Here is a 16,314-nt window from a genome sequence, read left to right on the forward strand (position 1 = left end):
GGGGCGGAGGCGGTCTACGGCGACGACGGCCGGCGGCGGTCCGTCCACCGGTCCCAGAGCAGGCGGATGGGACCGCTCAGGGGCAGGAGCAGCAACGACAGGATCCCGATCGACGGGACGAGCACGGCCAGCACGAGCGCGACGGCGAAGAGCACGATCGCGATCACCGACGACGAGAGGTCGAGGCCCCCTTCGACGCCTTCGCGGAGCAGGCCCGGATTGCGGATGAGGACAACCTCCATCAGCAGCATGGATGTGCCGGTCACGATGAGGGTGCCGATGTACAGCGCGTAGACGCCCGGCTGATGCCCCGGGGCGAGCGACAGCACGTTCGTCACGAAAGGCAGGAACACGATGCTCGCGAGCCACAGGAAGTTCAGCCGGACGAGATTCCCGTTGTAGTCCCCGACGAACTCGAAGACCTGGTGATGCACGACCCAGAACCGCGCGATGACGGCGAACGAGATGGCGAACGCGAGGAAGGTGCCCCAGTGGTCGTTGAAGAGGGTGCCGACCGTCGTGCCCTGCTTGGTGATCTGCGTGGCGACGTCGACGAGGGGGAGCACCAGGAGCGTGATCGCGATGGCGACCGCGGCATCCGAGAAGTTGACGAGCCGATCGAGCCCGCGGCTGGTTCGGATGGATGCCATGCGCTCATTCTGCCGGTCCGCGTCGGCTCAGGCGAGCGAGGCGATGAAGTCGTCGATCGAGACGACCTCGCCCTGGCGCGGGAAGACCTTCTCGGTGAGCACGCGATGCACCTCGGGGTCGCGATCGAAGCATCCGTCTTCGAGCACGATGATGCTGAAGTCGTGGTCCGCAGCGTCGCGCACCGTGGAGAGGACGACCCCGCTGGTCGCGATTCCGCAGAGCACGAGCGTGTCGACGCCCCGCCCGGCCAGCTGTTCGCCGAGGTCGGTGGTGCTGAAGGCGCCGACGCGCGACTTGCGCACGACGATCTCGTCGTCACCGGGGGCGATACGCGGGTCGACCTCGGTGTCGGGCCCGTCCAGCAGCCGGCCCGTCACCGCCGCGGCATGGAAAGTCAGATTGCTCGCCGGAACCGTGGCGACGTCGTCGGCCGTCAGCGCCACCCGCACGTAGCCGACGGTGAGGCCGGCCGTTCGCGCCGCCTCGCGTGCCCGGAGCAGCCCTCCGATGAAGGCGTCGGCGTCGGGCAGCTGCGCGACGATGGACGGCTCCACGTCCATGATGAGCAAGGCGGTGGTTGCGGGATGGATCGTGCGGAGTTCAGTCACCCGCATACCCTAATCCCCGTTCCTCTGGTCGAACACAGGGTTCGGCACAGGGTTCTGCACAAGGTTCTGCGGCGAGGGGGCTCAGAGCCCGAGCGACTTCTTGATGAGCTCCTCGGCGTCGTCGGTGTGGGCGGCCGCCTCCGCCTCCTGGTTCGCCTCGGCGATGGCGCGCACCACCTCATCGCGCTGGATGCGAAGGCCGCGTGGCGCGTCGATCCCGATGCGGATGCCGTCGCCTCGCGCCTCGAGCACGGTGATGACGATGTCGTCACCGATGAGCACCCGCTCTCCCGGTTTGCGCGTCAGTACCAGCATTGGCTCAGCCTATCCCGCAGCCACCGGTGTCAGGTGGCGGCCGAACGGCCGGGCGGGAGCGCCGTTGGATGCTTCGTTGGCGATGGCGATGACGCGCGCCCGGTAGGCCGCGATCCGCTCGATCAGTTCGGACATCGTCTCGGTCACCGTGAAGATCGAGCCGTCGACCAGGACCAGCGTGGTCTCCGGGCCGGAGTGGATGCGCTCGATGAGATCGGGGTTGACGGCGAACGTGCTGTGGTTGGGCCGCGTGGCGACGATCATGGGCGTGTTCCTGGTCCCGGCCCTGGCTGGGCCGACACTCTCCACTCTCGGACGGCACGCGGCCCCGGTAAGGCGCCCGGACGTGCGCAAAAACTTCTGCGAATCGGCTAACCGATGTCTGCGGACCGCCGATAGCTCTAGGTGTACGACACCGGACCACGGACGGACCGGTGGACAAACCCACTCAAGGAAGAAGCCATCATGGGAATGACGATTGCGACCAACAACGCGGCACTGAACGCGTACCGCAACCTCAACAACACGCAGAACAAGCTCAACTCCTCCCTTCAGAAGCTGTCCAGCGGCCACCGCATCAACAGCGCAGCGGACGACGCGGCCGGCCTGTCGATCTCCGAGGGCCTTCAGTCGCAGATCTCCGGCATCGCCCAGGCGGGACGCAACGCCCAGGACGGCATCTCGGTCATCCAGACCGCTGACGGCGCACTGAGCGAGGTCACCTCGATCCTGCACCGTATGCGCGACCTCGCTGTCCAGGGCGCGAACGACTCGAACAGCACCACCTCGCGCGCTGCGATCAAGACGGAAGCCGACGACCTCGGCAAGGAGCTCGACCGCATCAGCACCAACACGAACTTCAACGGCATCAACCTGCTCCAGGGTGGGTCGCTGAACTTCCAGGTGGGCGCTGGTTCCACGGCCGACAACACCATCGGTGTCACCCTCGCGAACGTCAACACGGCGGTCGGCACCCTGGCCGGCGCCGCCGGCGCCACCGGGTTCGATGTGACCACGAACGCCACCGCCAACACGACGATCGCTTCGATCGACACCGCCATCGACGCCGTCTCCACCTCGCGCGCCGACCTGGGTGCCTCGATCAACCGCTTCCAGTCGGCCGCGAACAGCCTCAGCATCGCGGGCCAGAACCTGACCGCTGCGAACTCGCAGATCAAGGACACCGACATGGCGGCCGAGATGGTCAACTACACCCAGTCCAGCATCCTCGCCCAGGCCGGTACCGCCATGCTCGCGCAGGCGAACCAGTCGGGCCAGGGCATCCTCAAGCTGCTCCAGTAGTCGGAGCCGACGCGAGCGCCTGGCGGTGAACGGTAGACGAACTGGACCTCGTCTCCCGCGATCCGCCGGGCGCTTTCGCGTCTCACCCCGACGGTCCCACCGACACCTTCCACGCACCACCAGCACGAAAGCGGTCAGACAGTGACAGGAATCCAGCTCCCGGGCCTCGCCACCGGGCTCGACAGCGCCAGTCTCATCGCGTCGCTCATGCAGTTGTACACCGCGCCCGAGAACGTCATCAAGGCGAAGATCACCACCGACAACTCGAAGATCAGCGACCTGCAGTACCTGAACACCCAGATCGCGGCGCTGAAGACCGCGGCGGACGTCAACGCGAAGCCGGCGGCTCTCGCCGCTTTCACCGCATCCGCCTCGAATCCCGCGATCACCGCCAAGGCCGGCTCAGGGGCGACCCCGGGGAGCATCGACATCAGTGTCACCCAGCTCGCCCAGGCCCAGACGTCGGTGACCGGCACGTACACGAACTGGCCCGACAATCCGCCGACCCTCACGATCGTGAACTCGAGCGGCGTCCAGACCCAGGTGACGGCGGTCACCACCAGCCTCGACGACGTCGTCGTGGCCATCAACAACTCCGCGGCGGGCGTCACCGCCCAGAAGATCGCGACCGGCACCGACGGCTCGGGCAACCCCCTGTACCGTCTTCAGCTCACCTCGAAGCAGTCCGGAGCGGCCGGCGCCTTCCAGATCTACCGCGGCTCGACGGCCGACCTCGCCGCAGGCACGGCCACCGACCTGATGTCCGATCCGGGAGCTGCGACCATCAAGGTCGCACAGGATGCGTCGGCGACCCTCTGGGCCGGCACGGCCGCCCAGCAGACCGTCACCTCGTCGTCCAACACCTTCACGAACCTGCTGCCCGGCGTCGATGTCACCGCCACCGCCGTCACGTCGGCGCCGACGACACTCACCGTCTCCGCCGACGTCGCCACCTCGTCGAAGACCGCGGATACGTTCGTCACGTCGATCGGGACCATTCTCGCGAACATCCTGAACGGCCAGAAGACGGCGACCAGCACGGATGCGACCGGCGCGACGACGACGAAGCTCGGCACCTTCACGGGCGACTCGAACATCCGGGCCGTCAACGACAGCCTCATCAGCGCGGCCACCGACCCCGTGAACGGCGTCTCGCCCTCCTCGATCGGCATCAACATCTCGGTCGACGGCAACTTCAACGCGACCGTCACGTTCGACCCCGACAAGTTCGCCGCCGCGATGGCGTCGGACCCCGACGGCACCCAGTCCATGTTCAACGCGATCTCCGCGCGGGTCTCGAGCGCGGCGAACCTGGTGTCCGACCCGTTCCAGGGCACGCTCTCGTCGGAGATCAAGAACGCGCAGTCCGAGGTCTCGGACCTGAACGACCAGGTCGCCAGCTGGGACACCCGCCTCGCCGCCCGCCAGGCGGCCCTTCAGCAGACGTATGCCGCGCTCGAGGTGGCGGTGAACAAGCTCAACGCCCAGGGCTCGTACCTGACCCAGCAGCTGGCCGGCCTGACCAACTCGTCCTCATCCTCATCCAAGTAGGAGCGCACATGACCACCCAGACGGCGCAGCTCGCCCAATACAACCGAAACGCGATCCTCTCGGCGACGCCGACCCAGCTGGTCACGATGCTCTACGACCGCCTGGTACTGGACCTCAAGCGGGCTGAGGCCGCCCAGGACGACGAACGGTGGGCGGATGCCCACGAGCAGCTCCTCCATGCGCAGGACATCGTCGCAGAGCTCTCGTCGAGCCTGAGGATCGACGCCTGGGACGGCGCGGCCGGACTCTTCGCGATTTACGTCTACGTGCACCAGGCGCTGGTCGACGCGAACATCCACCGCAACATCGACCGCACCCGCGAGGCGATCGCACTCCTCGAACCCCTCTGCGCATCGTGGCACCAGGCCGCGCAGCTCATCCCCGCCCAGAATGCGGCAGCGGCCGGAGGGTCGCTCGGTGTCGCCTGAGGCGCCAGAATCCGGCCCCGTCGGCGCGTGGAGCGGGCTCCTCGATCGTTTCGAGGACGAGATCCGGCGCGTCAACCGCGGCGAGACCACCGAACTGCCGGACTGGAGCGAACCGGACGCCTTCCCGCCGCTCCCGGCCGAGCTCGCCGGGCGCGCCCGCAGCATCCTGGAGCGGCAACGTTCCACGGCCGAGCGCGCGTCGGCCGCCCGGCGTGAGATCGGCCGTGAGCTCGCCGCCGTGCGCGCGATTCCCGCGACGACCGGCTCGCAACTCCCCCGGTACATCGACCGCCTCGCCTGAACGCAGCGTGCATTCGGGCGGATGCAGGGGAATTGCTAACGGATTGCCCCGACCTGTCGATAGCTCAGAGAGAGCACGGACTGCTCCCTCACCAGGCCACGGATCGGCCGACCACAGACATGACACCGACCATGAAGTGAGTCAGCATGATCGAATCCGTGACCCAGGCCGCGCTCTCGAGCGCCCTGGCCGGCCTGTCCGCGAGGCAGGCCGCCATCGCGAACAACATCGCCAACGTCAACACCACGAACTACCGGGCTCAGCGGGTGTCCTTCGAGGATGCACTGGCCGCGTCGGTCGCGAACCATGACGGACATGTCGCCCCGGTCACCGCCCTCTCGCTCGAACCGACGCAGCTGAACGGCAACAACGTCAACCTCGACACCGAGACGACGTCCGATATCGAGACGGGCCTCCGCTACCGGTTCGCCGCCCAGGCGATGACGCAGCAGTTCTCCGGCATCCAGGCAGCGATGAGGACCAGCTGATGCCCGACGCCATCGGAATCGCCGCGACCGGCCTCGGGCTCCACCGCCACTGGCTGGATGCGATCGCCGACAACATCGCGAACGTCAACACGGCCGAGCCCACGAGCGGGGCCGCTTTCCAGGCCCGCTACGTGATCGCGCAGGCCGGCCCGGGAACGAGTGGCGTCTACGTCGCCGGCGCCGCATTCGGCAGCGCCATCGGCCGGGTCACGCACGACCCGGGCAACCCGCTCGCGGATGCGAACGGCAACGTCCGCCTGCCCGACATCGACCTCGGATCACAGATGGGCCAGCTCATCATGGCCCAGCGCGGCTACCAGGCGAACGCGGCCGTCATCGACCGCGCACAGACGACCTACGAAGCGGCTTTGCAGATCGGACACGGCGCATGAGCATCCTCCCCGTCTCCGCCCTCTCGGGCGTGACCGGCTCCTCTTCCGTCACAACAGCCGGCTCCGGTGCGGTGGCATCCACCGGCGGCTCCGGATTCGCGGCCAGCCTCGCCGGCGCGATCGACAACGTTCAGCAGCTGCAGTCCACCGCGAACGACCTTGCGGTCAAAGCGGTCACCGGCAACCTCGACGACATCGCGACGGCCACGGTCGCCGCCACCCGCGCCCAGGTCACCACCGAACTCGTCGCCGCCGTGCGCAACGACGGCATCAACGCGTTCACCAAGATCATGGAGATGCCGGCCTGATGCCGAAACAATTGGCCGCGTTCTTCCAGCGGCTCAGCGGGAGTGTGCGCGCCTTCTCGGCCGCGCAGAAGACGATCGCCATCCTCGCGATCGCCGTCCTCGCCCTGGGGGCGGTGTTCCTCGGAACCTGGCTCTCGACCCCGCAGTACACGCCACTGTTCACCGGGCTCGCCGCCGCCGACGCATCCGCCGTGGTCGACCAGCTGAACGCGGACGGCGTGAAGTACCAGCTCACCGACGGCGGCGCCACCGTACTGGTGCCGCAGGACAAGGTCTACGACGAACGCCTCAAGGCCGCCTCGGCGGGCCTCCCGTCCTCGAGCACGAGCGGATATGCGCTCCTCGACAAGATGGGCGTCACCAGCAGCGAGTTCCAGCAGGACGTCATGTACAAGCAGGCCATGGAAGAGGAGCTCGCGAAGACCATCCAGGCCATGAACGGCGTTCAAACCGCATCCGTGAAGCTCGCGATCCCGAAGGCGACCGTCTTCACAGCGCAGGCGGCCGACCCGACCGCATCCGTCTTCATCAAGACCGACGTCGGCGCCACCCTCAGCAGCGACCAGGTCGACGCGATCGTTCACCTGACCAGTGCATCCGTCGAGAACATGAAGCCCGCCGACGTCACCGTCGTCGACTCGAGCGGTCAGACGCTGTCTGCTCAGGGCGGCGGCGCCACCGGTTCGTCCGACAAGCTCACCTCCGCCTACGAGGCGAAGACCACCTCGGCGATCCAGGCCATGCTCGACCGCATCGTCGGGCCCGGCAACTCGACGGTCGCCGTCTCGGCCGCCCTGAGCGACGCGACCTCCCAGCGGGTGTCCGAGACGTTCAATACCCCGACGAACGCGCCCGTGCTGAGTGAGACGAGCCAGGTCCAGACGTACACCGGGAACGGCAGCAGCGCCGCAGGCGTGCTCGGCCCCGACAACATCGCGGTTCCCAACGGCGCCGGCGGCAACGGTTCGTACAAGGCGTCGAACGGCACGAAGAACAATGCCATCAACAAGGTGACGCAGACCGACGACATCCCCGCGGGCACCGTGCAGCGCCAGACGGTGTCGGTCGCGATCAGCAGCAAGGCGCTCGGCGCAGCCAGCACGGCGAGCATCCAATCGCTCGTGGAGTCGGCGGCCGGCTTCGACAAGACGCGCGGCGACGTGGTGACCGTGGCAGCGGTGAACTTCAACCAGGACCAGGCGAAAGCGGCCCAGGCGGCGCTCAACGCGAGCGCGAAGGCCCAGCAGGCCGAACAGGCGGCCAACCTCCTGCGCGACGCGGTGATCGCGGGCGCGATCGTCGTCGTCGCCGCCCTGGCGCTCATCTACTTCCTGCGACGCGGCCGGCAGCGGCGTGAGCCGGTCGACCTCGAGATCCTCGGAGGCGACGACGAGGCCGACGAGATGGATGCGATCCTCGCCGGCCACAACCTGGCCATCGAGCAGCCTGTTCCGATGCCCGTCCTGGAACCGACCAGCATCGAGGTCAAACGCGCCGAGATCGCGACGCTCGCCGGACGCGACCCCGGCAAGGCCGCCGAGATCCTGCGTGGACTGATGGATGAGAGGACCAGCTGATGGCCGAACAGGTCAAAGAGCTGACCGGCACCCAGAAGGTCGCCATCGTGCTCATGAACCTCGACCCGGCACGGGCATCCGCGGTCATGAAGCAGTTCTCCGACATCGAGGCCGAGGAGATCACGAGCGAGATCATCCGGCTGCGCCGCGTCGACCCCGACATCGCCGACAAGGCGCTCGGCGAGTTCCACGAACTGGCGACGACCGGGCGGCTCGGGTCGCGCGGCGGCCGGGACGTCGCCCAGGGTCTCCTCGAAGCATCGTTCGGAACCGAACGGGCGGCCGGTGTCCTCAGCCGGGTCGCAAGCTCCATGGCGGGCAGGGCGTTCGAGTTCCTCGACGAAGCGGAGCCCGCCCAGATCGTGACCCTTCTCGACGGCGAGATGCCCCAGACCTGCGCACTCGTGCTCGCCCACCTGCGGCCGGCCCACGCCTCCAAGGTGATGGCCGGATTCCCGGGCGACCTGCGCACCGAGGTCGCGCGCCGCATCGCGACCATGACGAGCGCCACACCCGAATCCATCGCACTGGTCGCGCAGTCGCTCAAGGAGCGGTCGGCCGCCGTCGTCGCGCCCAACGCCGCCGCCGAAGTCGTCGGTGGCGTCCAGCCGCTCGTCGACATCATCAACCGGTCCGACATCAACACCGAGCGAGCCGTGCTCGCGGGCCTCGACGAGATCGACCCGGAGCTCGCCGAGGAAGTCCGCTCCCGCATGCTCACCTTCGGCGACATCGTGAAGCTCGAGAAGCGCGACGTGCAGCAGGTGCTGCGAGGAATCGACAGCGTCGTGCTCGCCGTGGCGATGAAGGGCGCCGCCGAGCCGGTCATGGCGACCATCCGCGAGAACCTGTCCGAACGCAACCGCGAGCTTCTGGACGACGAGATCAGGACGATGGGCCCGACGCGCAAGTCGCAGGTCGAGGAGGCGCGTGCCGATGTGGTCCGCGCGATCCGCGAGCTCGAAGAGTCCGGTGGAATCACCGTCCACCGCAGTGATGAGGACGGCTTCGTTGACTAGTCCTGCCTTCACCGCGCTCGCGTTCCCCGCGGTCCGCATCCGCCCGGACGGCGAGGCGGAAGACCAGGCGCGGGCTCGCGGGTACGCCGCCGGCTACGCGCAGGGGGCCCGCGAGGCCGAGCGCGAACTCGCCGAGCGGCGGGAACGGCTCGAAACCGAGGCCGCAGAGGCGGCGGCGCGCGCCGAAATCGTCCTGCAACGCCGCATGAGCGCCGTCCAGGCGATGCTGCTGGCCCTCGAGGCGCGCCTCGAACCGGTACTCGAGAGCGCGCAACAGTCGCTCGCCGCCAGCGCCCTGGACCTGGCCGAGGCGGTCCTCGGGACCGAACTCGGCGACGGTGCGAGGTCGGCGAAGGCCATCGTCGCCCGCGTGCTGTCGGGAGTGGACGCCTCCCAGGCGACCACCGTCAGGGTCAACCCCGCAGAGCTGCCGCTGCTCACCAGCCAGTTCGGCGGACACGAGGCGATCACCCTCGTTGCCGACGATTCGCTCGGCCGCGGGGACGCCGTCGCCGAACTGCCGGCCGGCTTCCTCGACGCCCGAATCGGCTCCGCGCTCGCACGGGCACGCGCCGCACTCCTCGAGGAGCGCCCGTGACCACGACGCTGCTCCGCCCCTACGCCGACGACTTCGCCCGCGCGCTCGACGCCGCTCGGCCGGAACGCGTCGGACGTGTCACGCGCGTCGTCGGCCTGACGATCGAGATCGCGGGGCTCGACTGCGTCTCGGGCGACCTCGTGACCATCGGCGACGCCAACCCGGTGGACGCCGAAGTGGTCGCCACGTCGACCACGGGCGTGCATGTGATGCCCCTCGGGCGCACGGACGGGATCGGCACCGGCACACCGGCGCGATCGAAAGGCACCCGCGCCCTCGTCCCGACCGGTGCGGGGCTCTTCGGCCGCGTGGTCGACGGACTCGGCCGCCCGATCGACGGCAAGGGCCCACTCGTCTCCGACGGCGGGGTTCCGCTCGCGAACGAGAGCCCATCGGCGATGCAGCGCGCGCGGATCACGGATGCGCTGCAGACGGGCGTGCGCGTCCTCGACACCCTCACGACCGTGGGCCGCGGCCAGCGACTCGGTCTCTTCGCGGGGTCCGGCGTGGGCAAGTCGTCGCTGCTGTCCATGATCGCGCGCGGCACGGATGCCGAGGTGTCGGTCATCGCCCTGGTCGGCGAGCGCGGTCGCGAGGTCCGCGAGTTCCTCGAAGACGATCTCGGCCCAGCCGGTCTCGCACGGTCGATCGTGGTCGTCTCCACGTCGGACGAGCCGGCGCTCATGCGACTTCGCGCGGCGTTCCTCGCGACGCGCATCGCCGAGTCCTTCCGAGACGAGGGCAAGGACGTCGTGCTCATGATGGACTCGCTGACGCGGGTCGCGATGGCACAGCGCGAGATCGGGCTGTCGGTCGGTGAACCGCCGGCGACCCGGGGTTATCCCCCCTCGACGTTCTCGATCCTCGCGCAGCTCCTGGAGCGTGCGGGCACCGCCGACCGCGGTTCCGTGACCGGTCTCTACACCGTGCTCGTCGACGGCGACGACCACAACGAACCCATCGCCGACGCCGCGCGCTCGATTCTCGACGGACACGTCGTGCTCGATCGCAAATTGGCGATCATCGGGCATTTTCCTTCGGTCGACGCGCTCGCATCCGTCTCCCGCGTCGCCTCCAAGGTGAATTCGGCCGAACGCGAGGAGCTCGCCATGCAGCTGAGGAAGGTCATGGCAGCGCGGGCGCGCGCACAAGATCTCATCGACGTCGGCGCCTACCAGTCGGGCACCAATCCCCTCGTGGATGCGGCCGTCGCGTACGAAGACGACATCAACGCCTTCCTGCGGCAGCGGATGGACGATCACACCGAAGCCGAGCACGCGTGGTCCCAGCTCGCCCAGCTCGACCGACTCCTCGGAGGTGCATGATGCCGAAACCGTTCTCGCTCGCCGGCCTCCTGAGGCTGCGCCAGACCGAGCAGGACATCGCCGGAGCCGAACTGGCCCGCGCGAACGCCCGCATCCGCGACAACGCGACGACCGAGCGACGCGCCCGCCGTGCCCTCGCCGAGTACGGCGACACCGCCACCAGCACCGAGACCCTGCGGGCCATCGCGGCCGCTCGGCAGGCCTCGGCGACGATGCTCTCCGAACTGTCGACGATCCTCGAGGAGGATCTCGCCGCCCACGAGCGGGCGCGCTCCGACTACCTGGCCGCACGGATGCGATTCGCCGGCCTCGAGAAGACCGAACGGAAGCATCGCGAGGCCGCGATCGCCGAAGACCTGAAGACCGAGCAGCAGGCGCTGGATGAGCTGACCGGCTCCCGCACCGCACGCGAGAAGGGCGACGAATGAGCGCCATCGATGCCGTGACCCGCATCCAGGAGATCCAGCAGACGTTCGCCGTCCTGCAATCGGGTGGCTTCCCGCAGGCGGCGGCGACAGCATCCGGATCGTTCACCGGCGCACTCGCCAGTGCGCTCGCGAGCACGCAGCCCGACGCGATGACGGCGGGGGCGACGAGCGGCTCGATGACCGTATCCGGATCGGTCACCGGCCAGGCCATCGTCGCCGACGCGAAGAAGTACCTCGGCGTCCCCTACGTCTTCGGGGGGACGACGTCGGCGGGCATGGACTGCTCGGGCCTCGTGCAGACGGTGCTGAAAGACCTCGGGATCTCGTCTCCGCGTCTCGTCTCGGGCGAAGCGACCCTCGGAACAGCCGTCCCGTCGCTGGCCGACGCGCAGCCCGGCGACCTGATCGTCCTCAAGAACAACGAGCACATCGTCATCTACGCGGGCGACGGAAAGGTCATCCACGCCCCCGATGTCGGGCGCACGGTGTCGGAGGTGCCGAACTGGCTCACCGACGCCGACATCGAGACCATCCGCCGCATCGCGCCCACCCCCGGAACGGCGACAGCTGTCCACTCTCCGGCATCCGCGCTGTCCAGCAGCCAGGTGACGCAACTGCTCTCCGCGATTCAGGGGTCGCTGTGAGCATCGCGACCACCGCTCTTCCGCCCCAGGTGCGCACCTCGCGCGCGGAACCAGGGCAGCAGGCAGACGCGACCGACGGAACCGGCTTCGCCGATGTGCTGGCGGGTGTCAGCGCGAGCGCCCGCGATCTCGCGGCGGGCTCGGGGGCTTCACCGACAGCCCACACGGGCAAGCGCGTGCGGCCTGGAACCGGGGCAGCGGATGACGCCGTCCGGCCGGCTCCGGATGGCGCACAGCCGACGACAGTGACGCTTCCGGCCGCTCAGATCGCTGCTCCGGCCAGCCCGCCACCCTCCGTGGCGGCGACCTCGCTCAGCCTTCCCGCGGACCCCGGGTCGGCGATCGCCGCTGCGGGCGCGCCCGGGAGCGTCAGCGGGCAGGTGCCGATCGCGCAGTCCACCGTTCCACTGGACGCTCCGGTTCCGGATGCGGTGAGTCAGGCATCCGCGATTCCGGCATCCGCGATTCCCGCATCCGCCGCCCCGACCGCCGTCGCTCAGAAGGCAGTGGCCGTCTCGGCGGAATCCGGCGCCCTCTCCCCGTCGCTGCCTGGCGCCCCTGCGCCGCACGAGCCTGCTTCCGCGCCGCGTTCCGGAGCCGTCACGACGGCCGCGTCGGCCGCCACCGCGGCGCTGAGCATGGCGACGAACCCGGATGCCGTGACCGGCACCCCGACCGACGCCCGGCCGACCGGCGCGACGGCTGCCGCGCCCACCACTCCCGTAGCGCCGGCGCCCTTGGCCGACGCCACGCAGGAGCCGTCCATCGCGACCAGTGCGCCGATCCCCGCCGCACTCCAGCCGGCGCCCATTTCCGGCCGGACAGACACCGGCCGCGCCACCGCGCCGGCCGGACCGAGCGCCGCGGTTCCTGCAGCGGTCGTGCCCCTCCCGGCTTCCGCCGAATCGGGCGCCCCGGCTCCCGCGGCGAGCGCCGCACCCTCGAAGGCCACTCCCTCCACCCCGGCGCAGGACCTTTCGCTGACAGCGGTTGCCCAGGCCACCGCACAAGCCGCGCCGGCCGCGCCGCCCACCGTGACGGTCGCTCCCGCGCCACCCACCGCATCCGCCGCCCCCACGCCGCCGGCCTTCCACGTCTTCGCCGGCCAGGTCGCCCGTCCGGTGTTCACTCTCGCCGCCGCCGGCGACGGAAACCACACGATGACGATCAGCGTCACCCCCGACAACCTGGGCCCGGTGACCGTCCGCGCCCACATCAGCGGCGAGAACGTACGGATCGAGCTCTTCTCGCCGTCCGACAACGGGCGCGATGCCCTCCGCCAGCTGCTTCCCGACCTCCGACGCGACCTCTCGGCCACGGGTGCGAATGCGAACGTGGACCTCTCGTCGCAGGGGCGGCCGGATGCACAGCCGAACACCGGCACACCGCGGGACGACCCCCGGGGTCGTGATCACGGCGGCAACCGGCCCCGCAGCCCCGCCGCCGCATCCGCCGCCCTGTCCGTAACGCCCGCGAACCTGCCACCGGTGGGGTCGCCGACCGGCCTCGATGTACTGGCCTGACCACCGAAGGAGAACAGAAGATGACCGCAGTCGACCCCGTTTCCGCCTCGTCGGGAGGTGCCAGCATCCACTCCGTCGACAACACGCTCGGCACGCCGAAACAGACGATGGATGCCGACCTGTTCATGAAACTGCTCGTCACGCAGCTGCAGAATCAGGACCCCTCGTCGCCCATGGACACCAACCAGATGATCAGCCAGACCACCCAGCTCTCGATGATGCAGTCGCTGGCGACCCTCAACTCGACCAACACCGACAGTTTCGCCCTCTCCATGCGGACGAACGCCGCAACGCTCATCGGGCAGCAGGTGAGCTACATCGACAAGAACGGCGTCACCGCGACCGGCAAGGCGACTTCGGTCAGCTTCTCGGGCAGCATCCCGACCGTCACCGTCGGCGGCGTCGACGTCTCCCTCGATTCCATCTCCGCGATCAACCTCGCCAACTGAAAGGCAATCATGCTCCGCTCTCTCTACTCCGGGATCTCCGGGCTCCAGGCCCACCAGCAGATGCTCGACGTGACCGGCAACAACATCGCCAACGTCAACACCGCAGGGTTCAAGTCGTCGTCGGTCGAATTCGAGGACACACTCTCGCAGCTCGTCTCGGGCGCGACGGCCGCAGGCGCCGCCAACGGCGGTTCCAACCCGGCCCAGATCGGCCTGGGCGTCAAGGTCGCCGGCATCGCGACCAACTTCGCGCAGGGATCCTCGCAGGCCACAGGCAAGCCCACCGACCTGATGATCAGCGGTGACGGGTTCTTCAACGTCCGCGTCGGCGGCCAGAGCCTTTACACCCGTGCCGGGAACTTCGACTTCGATGCCACCGGCACCCTCGTCTCCGCCGAGGGCGGTTTCGTCCAGGGCTGGACGGCGGATGCGACCGGCAACATCAACACCAACAAGGCGCTCGGCAACATCAAGCTCCCGGTCGACTCGGTCGTGCCGGCTGCCGCCACCACCGCCGCGAGCTTCGCCGGCAACCTCCCGTCGGATGCGGCCGCAGCGACCGTGCTGACCCGCGACGTCCCCGTCTACGACGCCAAGGGTGACAAGTCGACCGTCTCGCTCACGTTCACGTCGGACGGCGCGGGCAACTGGGCGGTCAATGACGGAACCGGCACCATCGGCACCCTCTCGTTCGCGGCCGGTGTGCTGACCACGACACCGCCCACTCTCACCACCGCGGGCGCGCTGCCGATCGACTTCTCGAACGTCAGCGGGTTCGCCGGCCTCTCGACGATCGCCGTCTCCGGGCAGGACGGCCACAGCGCCGGAACACTCGAGTCGTACACCATCGGCAAAGACGGAACGATCTCCGGCTCGTACAGCAACGGGGTGATCCAGGCGATCGCCCGAATCGCCGTCTCCACCTTCGTCAACCCGGGCGGCCTCGAGAAGCAGGGCGGGTCGATGTACGGTGTCACGCCGAACTCGGGCGCGCAGACCACCGGAACCGCCGGCACACCCGGGCTCGGATCCATCACGACGGGGTACCTGGAGATGTCGAACGTCGACCTCTCGCAGGAGTTCACGAACCTCATCGTGGCTCAGCGCGGCTTCCAGGCGAACGCCCGCATCATCACCACGAGCGACTCGGTGCTCGACGAGCTCGTCAACCTCAAGCGCTCCTAGCAGGCGGTTCGTTCCGTTCGTCCTCCAAAAACACTGTCGGCCGCCTAACCGAAGCCACCCGGGCGGCCGACAGTGTCGTGTAGAACGACCCCTCGTATCCGGAACGAAGCGAAAGCAGACCCATGATCGTTGCCACCCGACTCAGCGGCAGCCAGTTCGCGATCAACCCTGATCTCATTGAACGCATCGTGGAGAACCCCGATACGACGATCTACCTCGTCGACGGCTCCAGCCATATCGTCACCGAACCGCTCACGCGCATCCTGGAGCTCATCGCGGATGCGCGCGCCGACGTCATCGCCCGCGCGAGCCTCCGACGCATCGAGCTCAGCCCCGGGCAGCGTCACCTCGAAGCGCTGCGCCCTGCGGCCGACCTCCATGACAGCCTCTTCGCCCCGCGGCAGACGGAGACGTAATGGACATCGCAACCATGGTCGGGCTCCTCGTCGCCTTCGGCTCGCTGTTCGGGATGCTCACAATCGAGGGCTCCAGCGTCACGTCGATCCTGCTGCCCGCCCCCATGCTCATCGTCTTCGGCGCCACGATCGCCGTCGGGTTCGCCTCCGGCACGACCGGGGATGCGCTGCGGGCCGTGAAAGCCGTCCCGAAAGCCTTCCGGGGAAAGATCGCGAAGCCGGCGACCGTCATCGAGCAGCTCGTCGGCATCGCCGAGAAGGCCCGGCGCGAGGGGCTCCTCTCGCTCGAGCAGAACGCGCACGAGACGAAGGACCCGTTCTTCAGGGATGCCCTGCAGAACATCGCCGACGGAACGGACGGCGAAGAGCTGCGCATCCTGCTCGAAGACCAGATCGCCACCCGGCAACGCGTCGACCGCGGCGCGGCCAAATGGTTCAAGATCCTCGGAGGCTACGCCCCCACGATCGGCATCATCGGAACGGTCGTGTCGCTCACGCACGTGCTCGAGAACCTGTCGTCGCCGGCGAAGCTCGGCCCGATGATCGCCGCGGCGTTCGTTGCGACCCTGTGGGGCCTGCTGTCCGCGAACTTCATCTGGCTTCCCATCGGCGACCGCCTGAACCGTCTCTGCGACCTCGAGTCGGAACGGATGACCCTGATCATGGAGGGCACGCTCGCCATCCAGTCCGGAGCGCAGCCCCGGCTGCTCGATGAGCGGCTGCGCGCCATGGTGCCGGCGAGTTCCCTGCCCAAAGCGGCATGAGCGCGCGCCGGAGGCGCCGGGGCGCTGCCGAGAGCGGCGAAC

General features: G+C 68.8%; 22 protein-coding genes. 18 read left to right on the forward strand and 4 right to left on the reverse strand.

What is annotated here, in order from left to right; all coding sequences use genetic code 11:
* Positions 1–14: 14 nt before the first annotated feature.
* The 4 genes from G3T36_RS04730 to G3T36_RS04745 all read right to left on the reverse strand — a co-directional run bounded on the left by G3T36_RS04730 (position 15) and on the right by G3T36_RS04745 (position 1,838).
* Positions 15–650: a TMEM175 family protein gene (locus tag G3T36_RS04730; protein WP_163288334.1), complete on the reverse strand. Its 636-nt coding sequence runs from the start codon at positions 648–650 to the stop codon at positions 15–17.
* Positions 651–677: 27 nt separating this feature from the next.
* A complete protein-coding gene (locus tag G3T36_RS04735; protein WP_205245006.1) occupies positions 678–1,259 on the reverse strand; it encodes an isochorismatase family protein in 582 nt (193 codons plus the stop codon).
* An 81-nt stretch (positions 1,260–1,340) separates the two neighbouring features.
* Positions 1,341–1,574 carry a carbon storage regulator gene (locus tag G3T36_RS04740; RefSeq protein ID WP_163288338.1) on the reverse strand — a complete coding sequence of 78 codons (234 nt, stop codon included), beginning with the start codon at positions 1,572–1,574 and terminating at the stop codon, positions 1,341–1,343.
* A gap of 9 nt (positions 1,575–1,583) precedes the next feature.
* A complete protein-coding gene (locus tag G3T36_RS04745; RefSeq protein WP_163288340.1) occupies positions 1,584–1,838 on the reverse strand; it encodes a flagellar FlbD family protein in 255 nt (84 codons plus the stop codon).
* 201 nt (positions 1,839–2,039) lie between these two features.
* On the opposite strand from G3T36_RS04745, the gene G3T36_RS04750 reads away from it, so the two are divergent.
* The 18 genes from G3T36_RS04750 (at position 2,040) to G3T36_RS04835 (ending at position 16,272) form a co-directional block, all read left to right on the forward strand.
* A complete protein-coding gene (locus tag G3T36_RS04750) occupies positions 2,040–2,876 on the forward strand; it encodes a flagellin N-terminal helical domain-containing protein (protein WP_193570861.1) in 837 nt (278 codons plus the stop codon).
* 141 nt (positions 2,877–3,017) lie between these two features.
* Entirely contained in the window at positions 3,018–4,427 is a 1,410-nt protein-coding gene (fliD, locus tag G3T36_RS20115; protein WP_163288342.1) for a flagellar filament capping protein FliD, read from the forward strand.
* A gap of 8 nt (positions 4,428–4,435) precedes the next feature.
* The gene (gene fliS, locus G3T36_RS04760) at positions 4,436–4,855 is read left to right on the forward strand and encodes a flagellar export chaperone FliS (RefSeq protein ID WP_163288344.1); all 420 of its coding nucleotides are present in this window, start codon (positions 4,436–4,438) and stop codon (positions 4,853–4,855) included.
* The gene (locus G3T36_RS04765; protein ID WP_163288346.1) at positions 4,845–5,156 is read left to right on the forward strand and encodes a hypothetical protein; all 312 of its coding nucleotides are present in this window, start codon (positions 4,845–4,847) and stop codon (positions 5,154–5,156) included. Before fliS ends, G3T36_RS04765 begins: the two co-directional genes overlap by 11 nt.
* A 146-nt stretch (positions 5,157–5,302) precedes the next feature.
* Entirely contained in the window at positions 5,303–5,644 is a 342-nt protein-coding gene (locus tag G3T36_RS04770; RefSeq protein WP_163288348.1) for a flagellar basal body rod protein FlgB, read from the forward strand.
* Entirely contained in the window at positions 5,644–6,036 is a 393-nt protein-coding gene (locus G3T36_RS04775; RefSeq protein ID WP_420811031.1) for a flagellar basal body rod protein FlgC, read from the forward strand. The genes G3T36_RS04770 and G3T36_RS04775 overlap by 1 nt, the downstream gene beginning before the upstream one ends.
* Positions 6,033–6,344 carry a flagellar hook-basal body complex protein FliE gene (gene fliE, locus G3T36_RS04780; protein ID WP_163288350.1) on the forward strand — a complete coding sequence of 104 codons (312 nt, stop codon included), beginning with the start codon at positions 6,033–6,035 and terminating at the stop codon, positions 6,342–6,344. The genes G3T36_RS04775 and fliE overlap by 4 nt, the downstream gene beginning before the upstream one ends.
* The gene (gene fliF, locus G3T36_RS04785) at positions 6,344–7,921 is read left to right on the forward strand and encodes a flagellar basal-body MS-ring/collar protein FliF (protein ID WP_163288352.1); all 1,578 of its coding nucleotides are present in this window, start codon (positions 6,344–6,346) and stop codon (positions 7,919–7,921) included. Before fliE ends, fliF begins: the two co-directional genes overlap by 1 nt.
* Complete coding sequence (gene fliG, locus G3T36_RS04790) at positions 7,921–8,940, forward strand: flagellar motor switch protein FliG (protein ID WP_163288354.1); 1,020 nt, start codon at positions 7,921–7,923, stop codon at positions 8,938–8,940. The genes fliF and fliG overlap by 1 nt, the downstream gene beginning before the upstream one ends.
* Positions 8,933–9,538, forward strand: a complete 606-nt coding sequence (locus tag G3T36_RS04795; RefSeq protein ID WP_163288356.1) for a FliH/SctL family protein — start codon at positions 8,933–8,935, stop codon at positions 9,536–9,538. Before fliG ends, G3T36_RS04795 begins: the two co-directional genes overlap by 8 nt.
* Positions 9,535–10,863 carry a FliI/YscN family ATPase gene (locus G3T36_RS04800; protein ID WP_163288358.1) on the forward strand — a complete coding sequence of 443 codons (1,329 nt, stop codon included), beginning with the start codon at positions 9,535–9,537 and terminating at the stop codon, positions 10,861–10,863. Before G3T36_RS04795 ends, G3T36_RS04800 begins: the two co-directional genes overlap by 4 nt.
* Positions 10,860–11,291, forward strand: a complete 432-nt coding sequence (locus G3T36_RS04805) for a flagellar FliJ family protein (RefSeq protein WP_163288360.1) — start codon at positions 10,860–10,862, stop codon at positions 11,289–11,291. Before G3T36_RS04800 ends, G3T36_RS04805 begins: the two co-directional genes overlap by 4 nt.
* On the forward strand, positions 11,288–11,935 hold the full coding sequence (locus G3T36_RS04810; RefSeq protein WP_163288362.1) for a C40 family peptidase: 648 nt from the start codon (positions 11,288–11,290) through the stop codon (positions 11,933–11,935). The genes G3T36_RS04805 and G3T36_RS04810 overlap by 4 nt, the downstream gene beginning before the upstream one ends.
* A complete protein-coding gene (locus G3T36_RS20120) occupies positions 11,932–13,458 on the forward strand; it encodes a flagellar hook-length control protein FliK (protein WP_163288364.1) in 1,527 nt (508 codons plus the stop codon). Before G3T36_RS04810 ends, G3T36_RS20120 begins: the two co-directional genes overlap by 4 nt.
* A gap of 20 nt (positions 13,459–13,478) precedes the next feature.
* Positions 13,479–13,907 carry a flagellar hook assembly protein FlgD gene (locus tag G3T36_RS04820; protein ID WP_163288366.1) on the forward strand — a complete coding sequence of 143 codons (429 nt, stop codon included), beginning with the start codon at positions 13,479–13,481 and terminating at the stop codon, positions 13,905–13,907.
* Positions 13,908–13,916: 9 nt separating this feature from the next.
* Positions 13,917–15,092 (forward strand): flagellar hook protein FlgE, encoded by a 1,176-nt coding sequence (locus G3T36_RS04825; protein WP_163288368.1) that lies wholly within the window; start codon positions 13,917–13,919, stop codon positions 15,090–15,092.
* A 122-nt stretch (positions 15,093–15,214) separates the two neighbouring features.
* Positions 15,215–15,508 carry a flagellar FlbD family protein gene (locus G3T36_RS04830; RefSeq protein ID WP_163288370.1) on the forward strand — a complete coding sequence of 98 codons (294 nt, stop codon included), beginning with the start codon at positions 15,215–15,217 and terminating at the stop codon, positions 15,506–15,508.
* Positions 15,508–16,272: a motility protein A gene (locus G3T36_RS04835; protein ID WP_163288372.1), complete on the forward strand. Its 765-nt coding sequence runs from the start codon at positions 15,508–15,510 to the stop codon at positions 16,270–16,272. The genes G3T36_RS04830 and G3T36_RS04835 overlap by 1 nt, the downstream gene beginning before the upstream one ends.
* The last annotated feature ends 42 nt before the right edge of the window (positions 16,273–16,314 follow it).

It is taken from the genome of Leifsonia tongyongensis (assembly GCF_010686705.1).
Classification (GTDB): domain Bacteria; phylum Actinomycetota; class Actinomycetes; order Actinomycetales; family Microbacteriaceae; genus Diaminobutyricibacter; species Diaminobutyricibacter tongyongensis.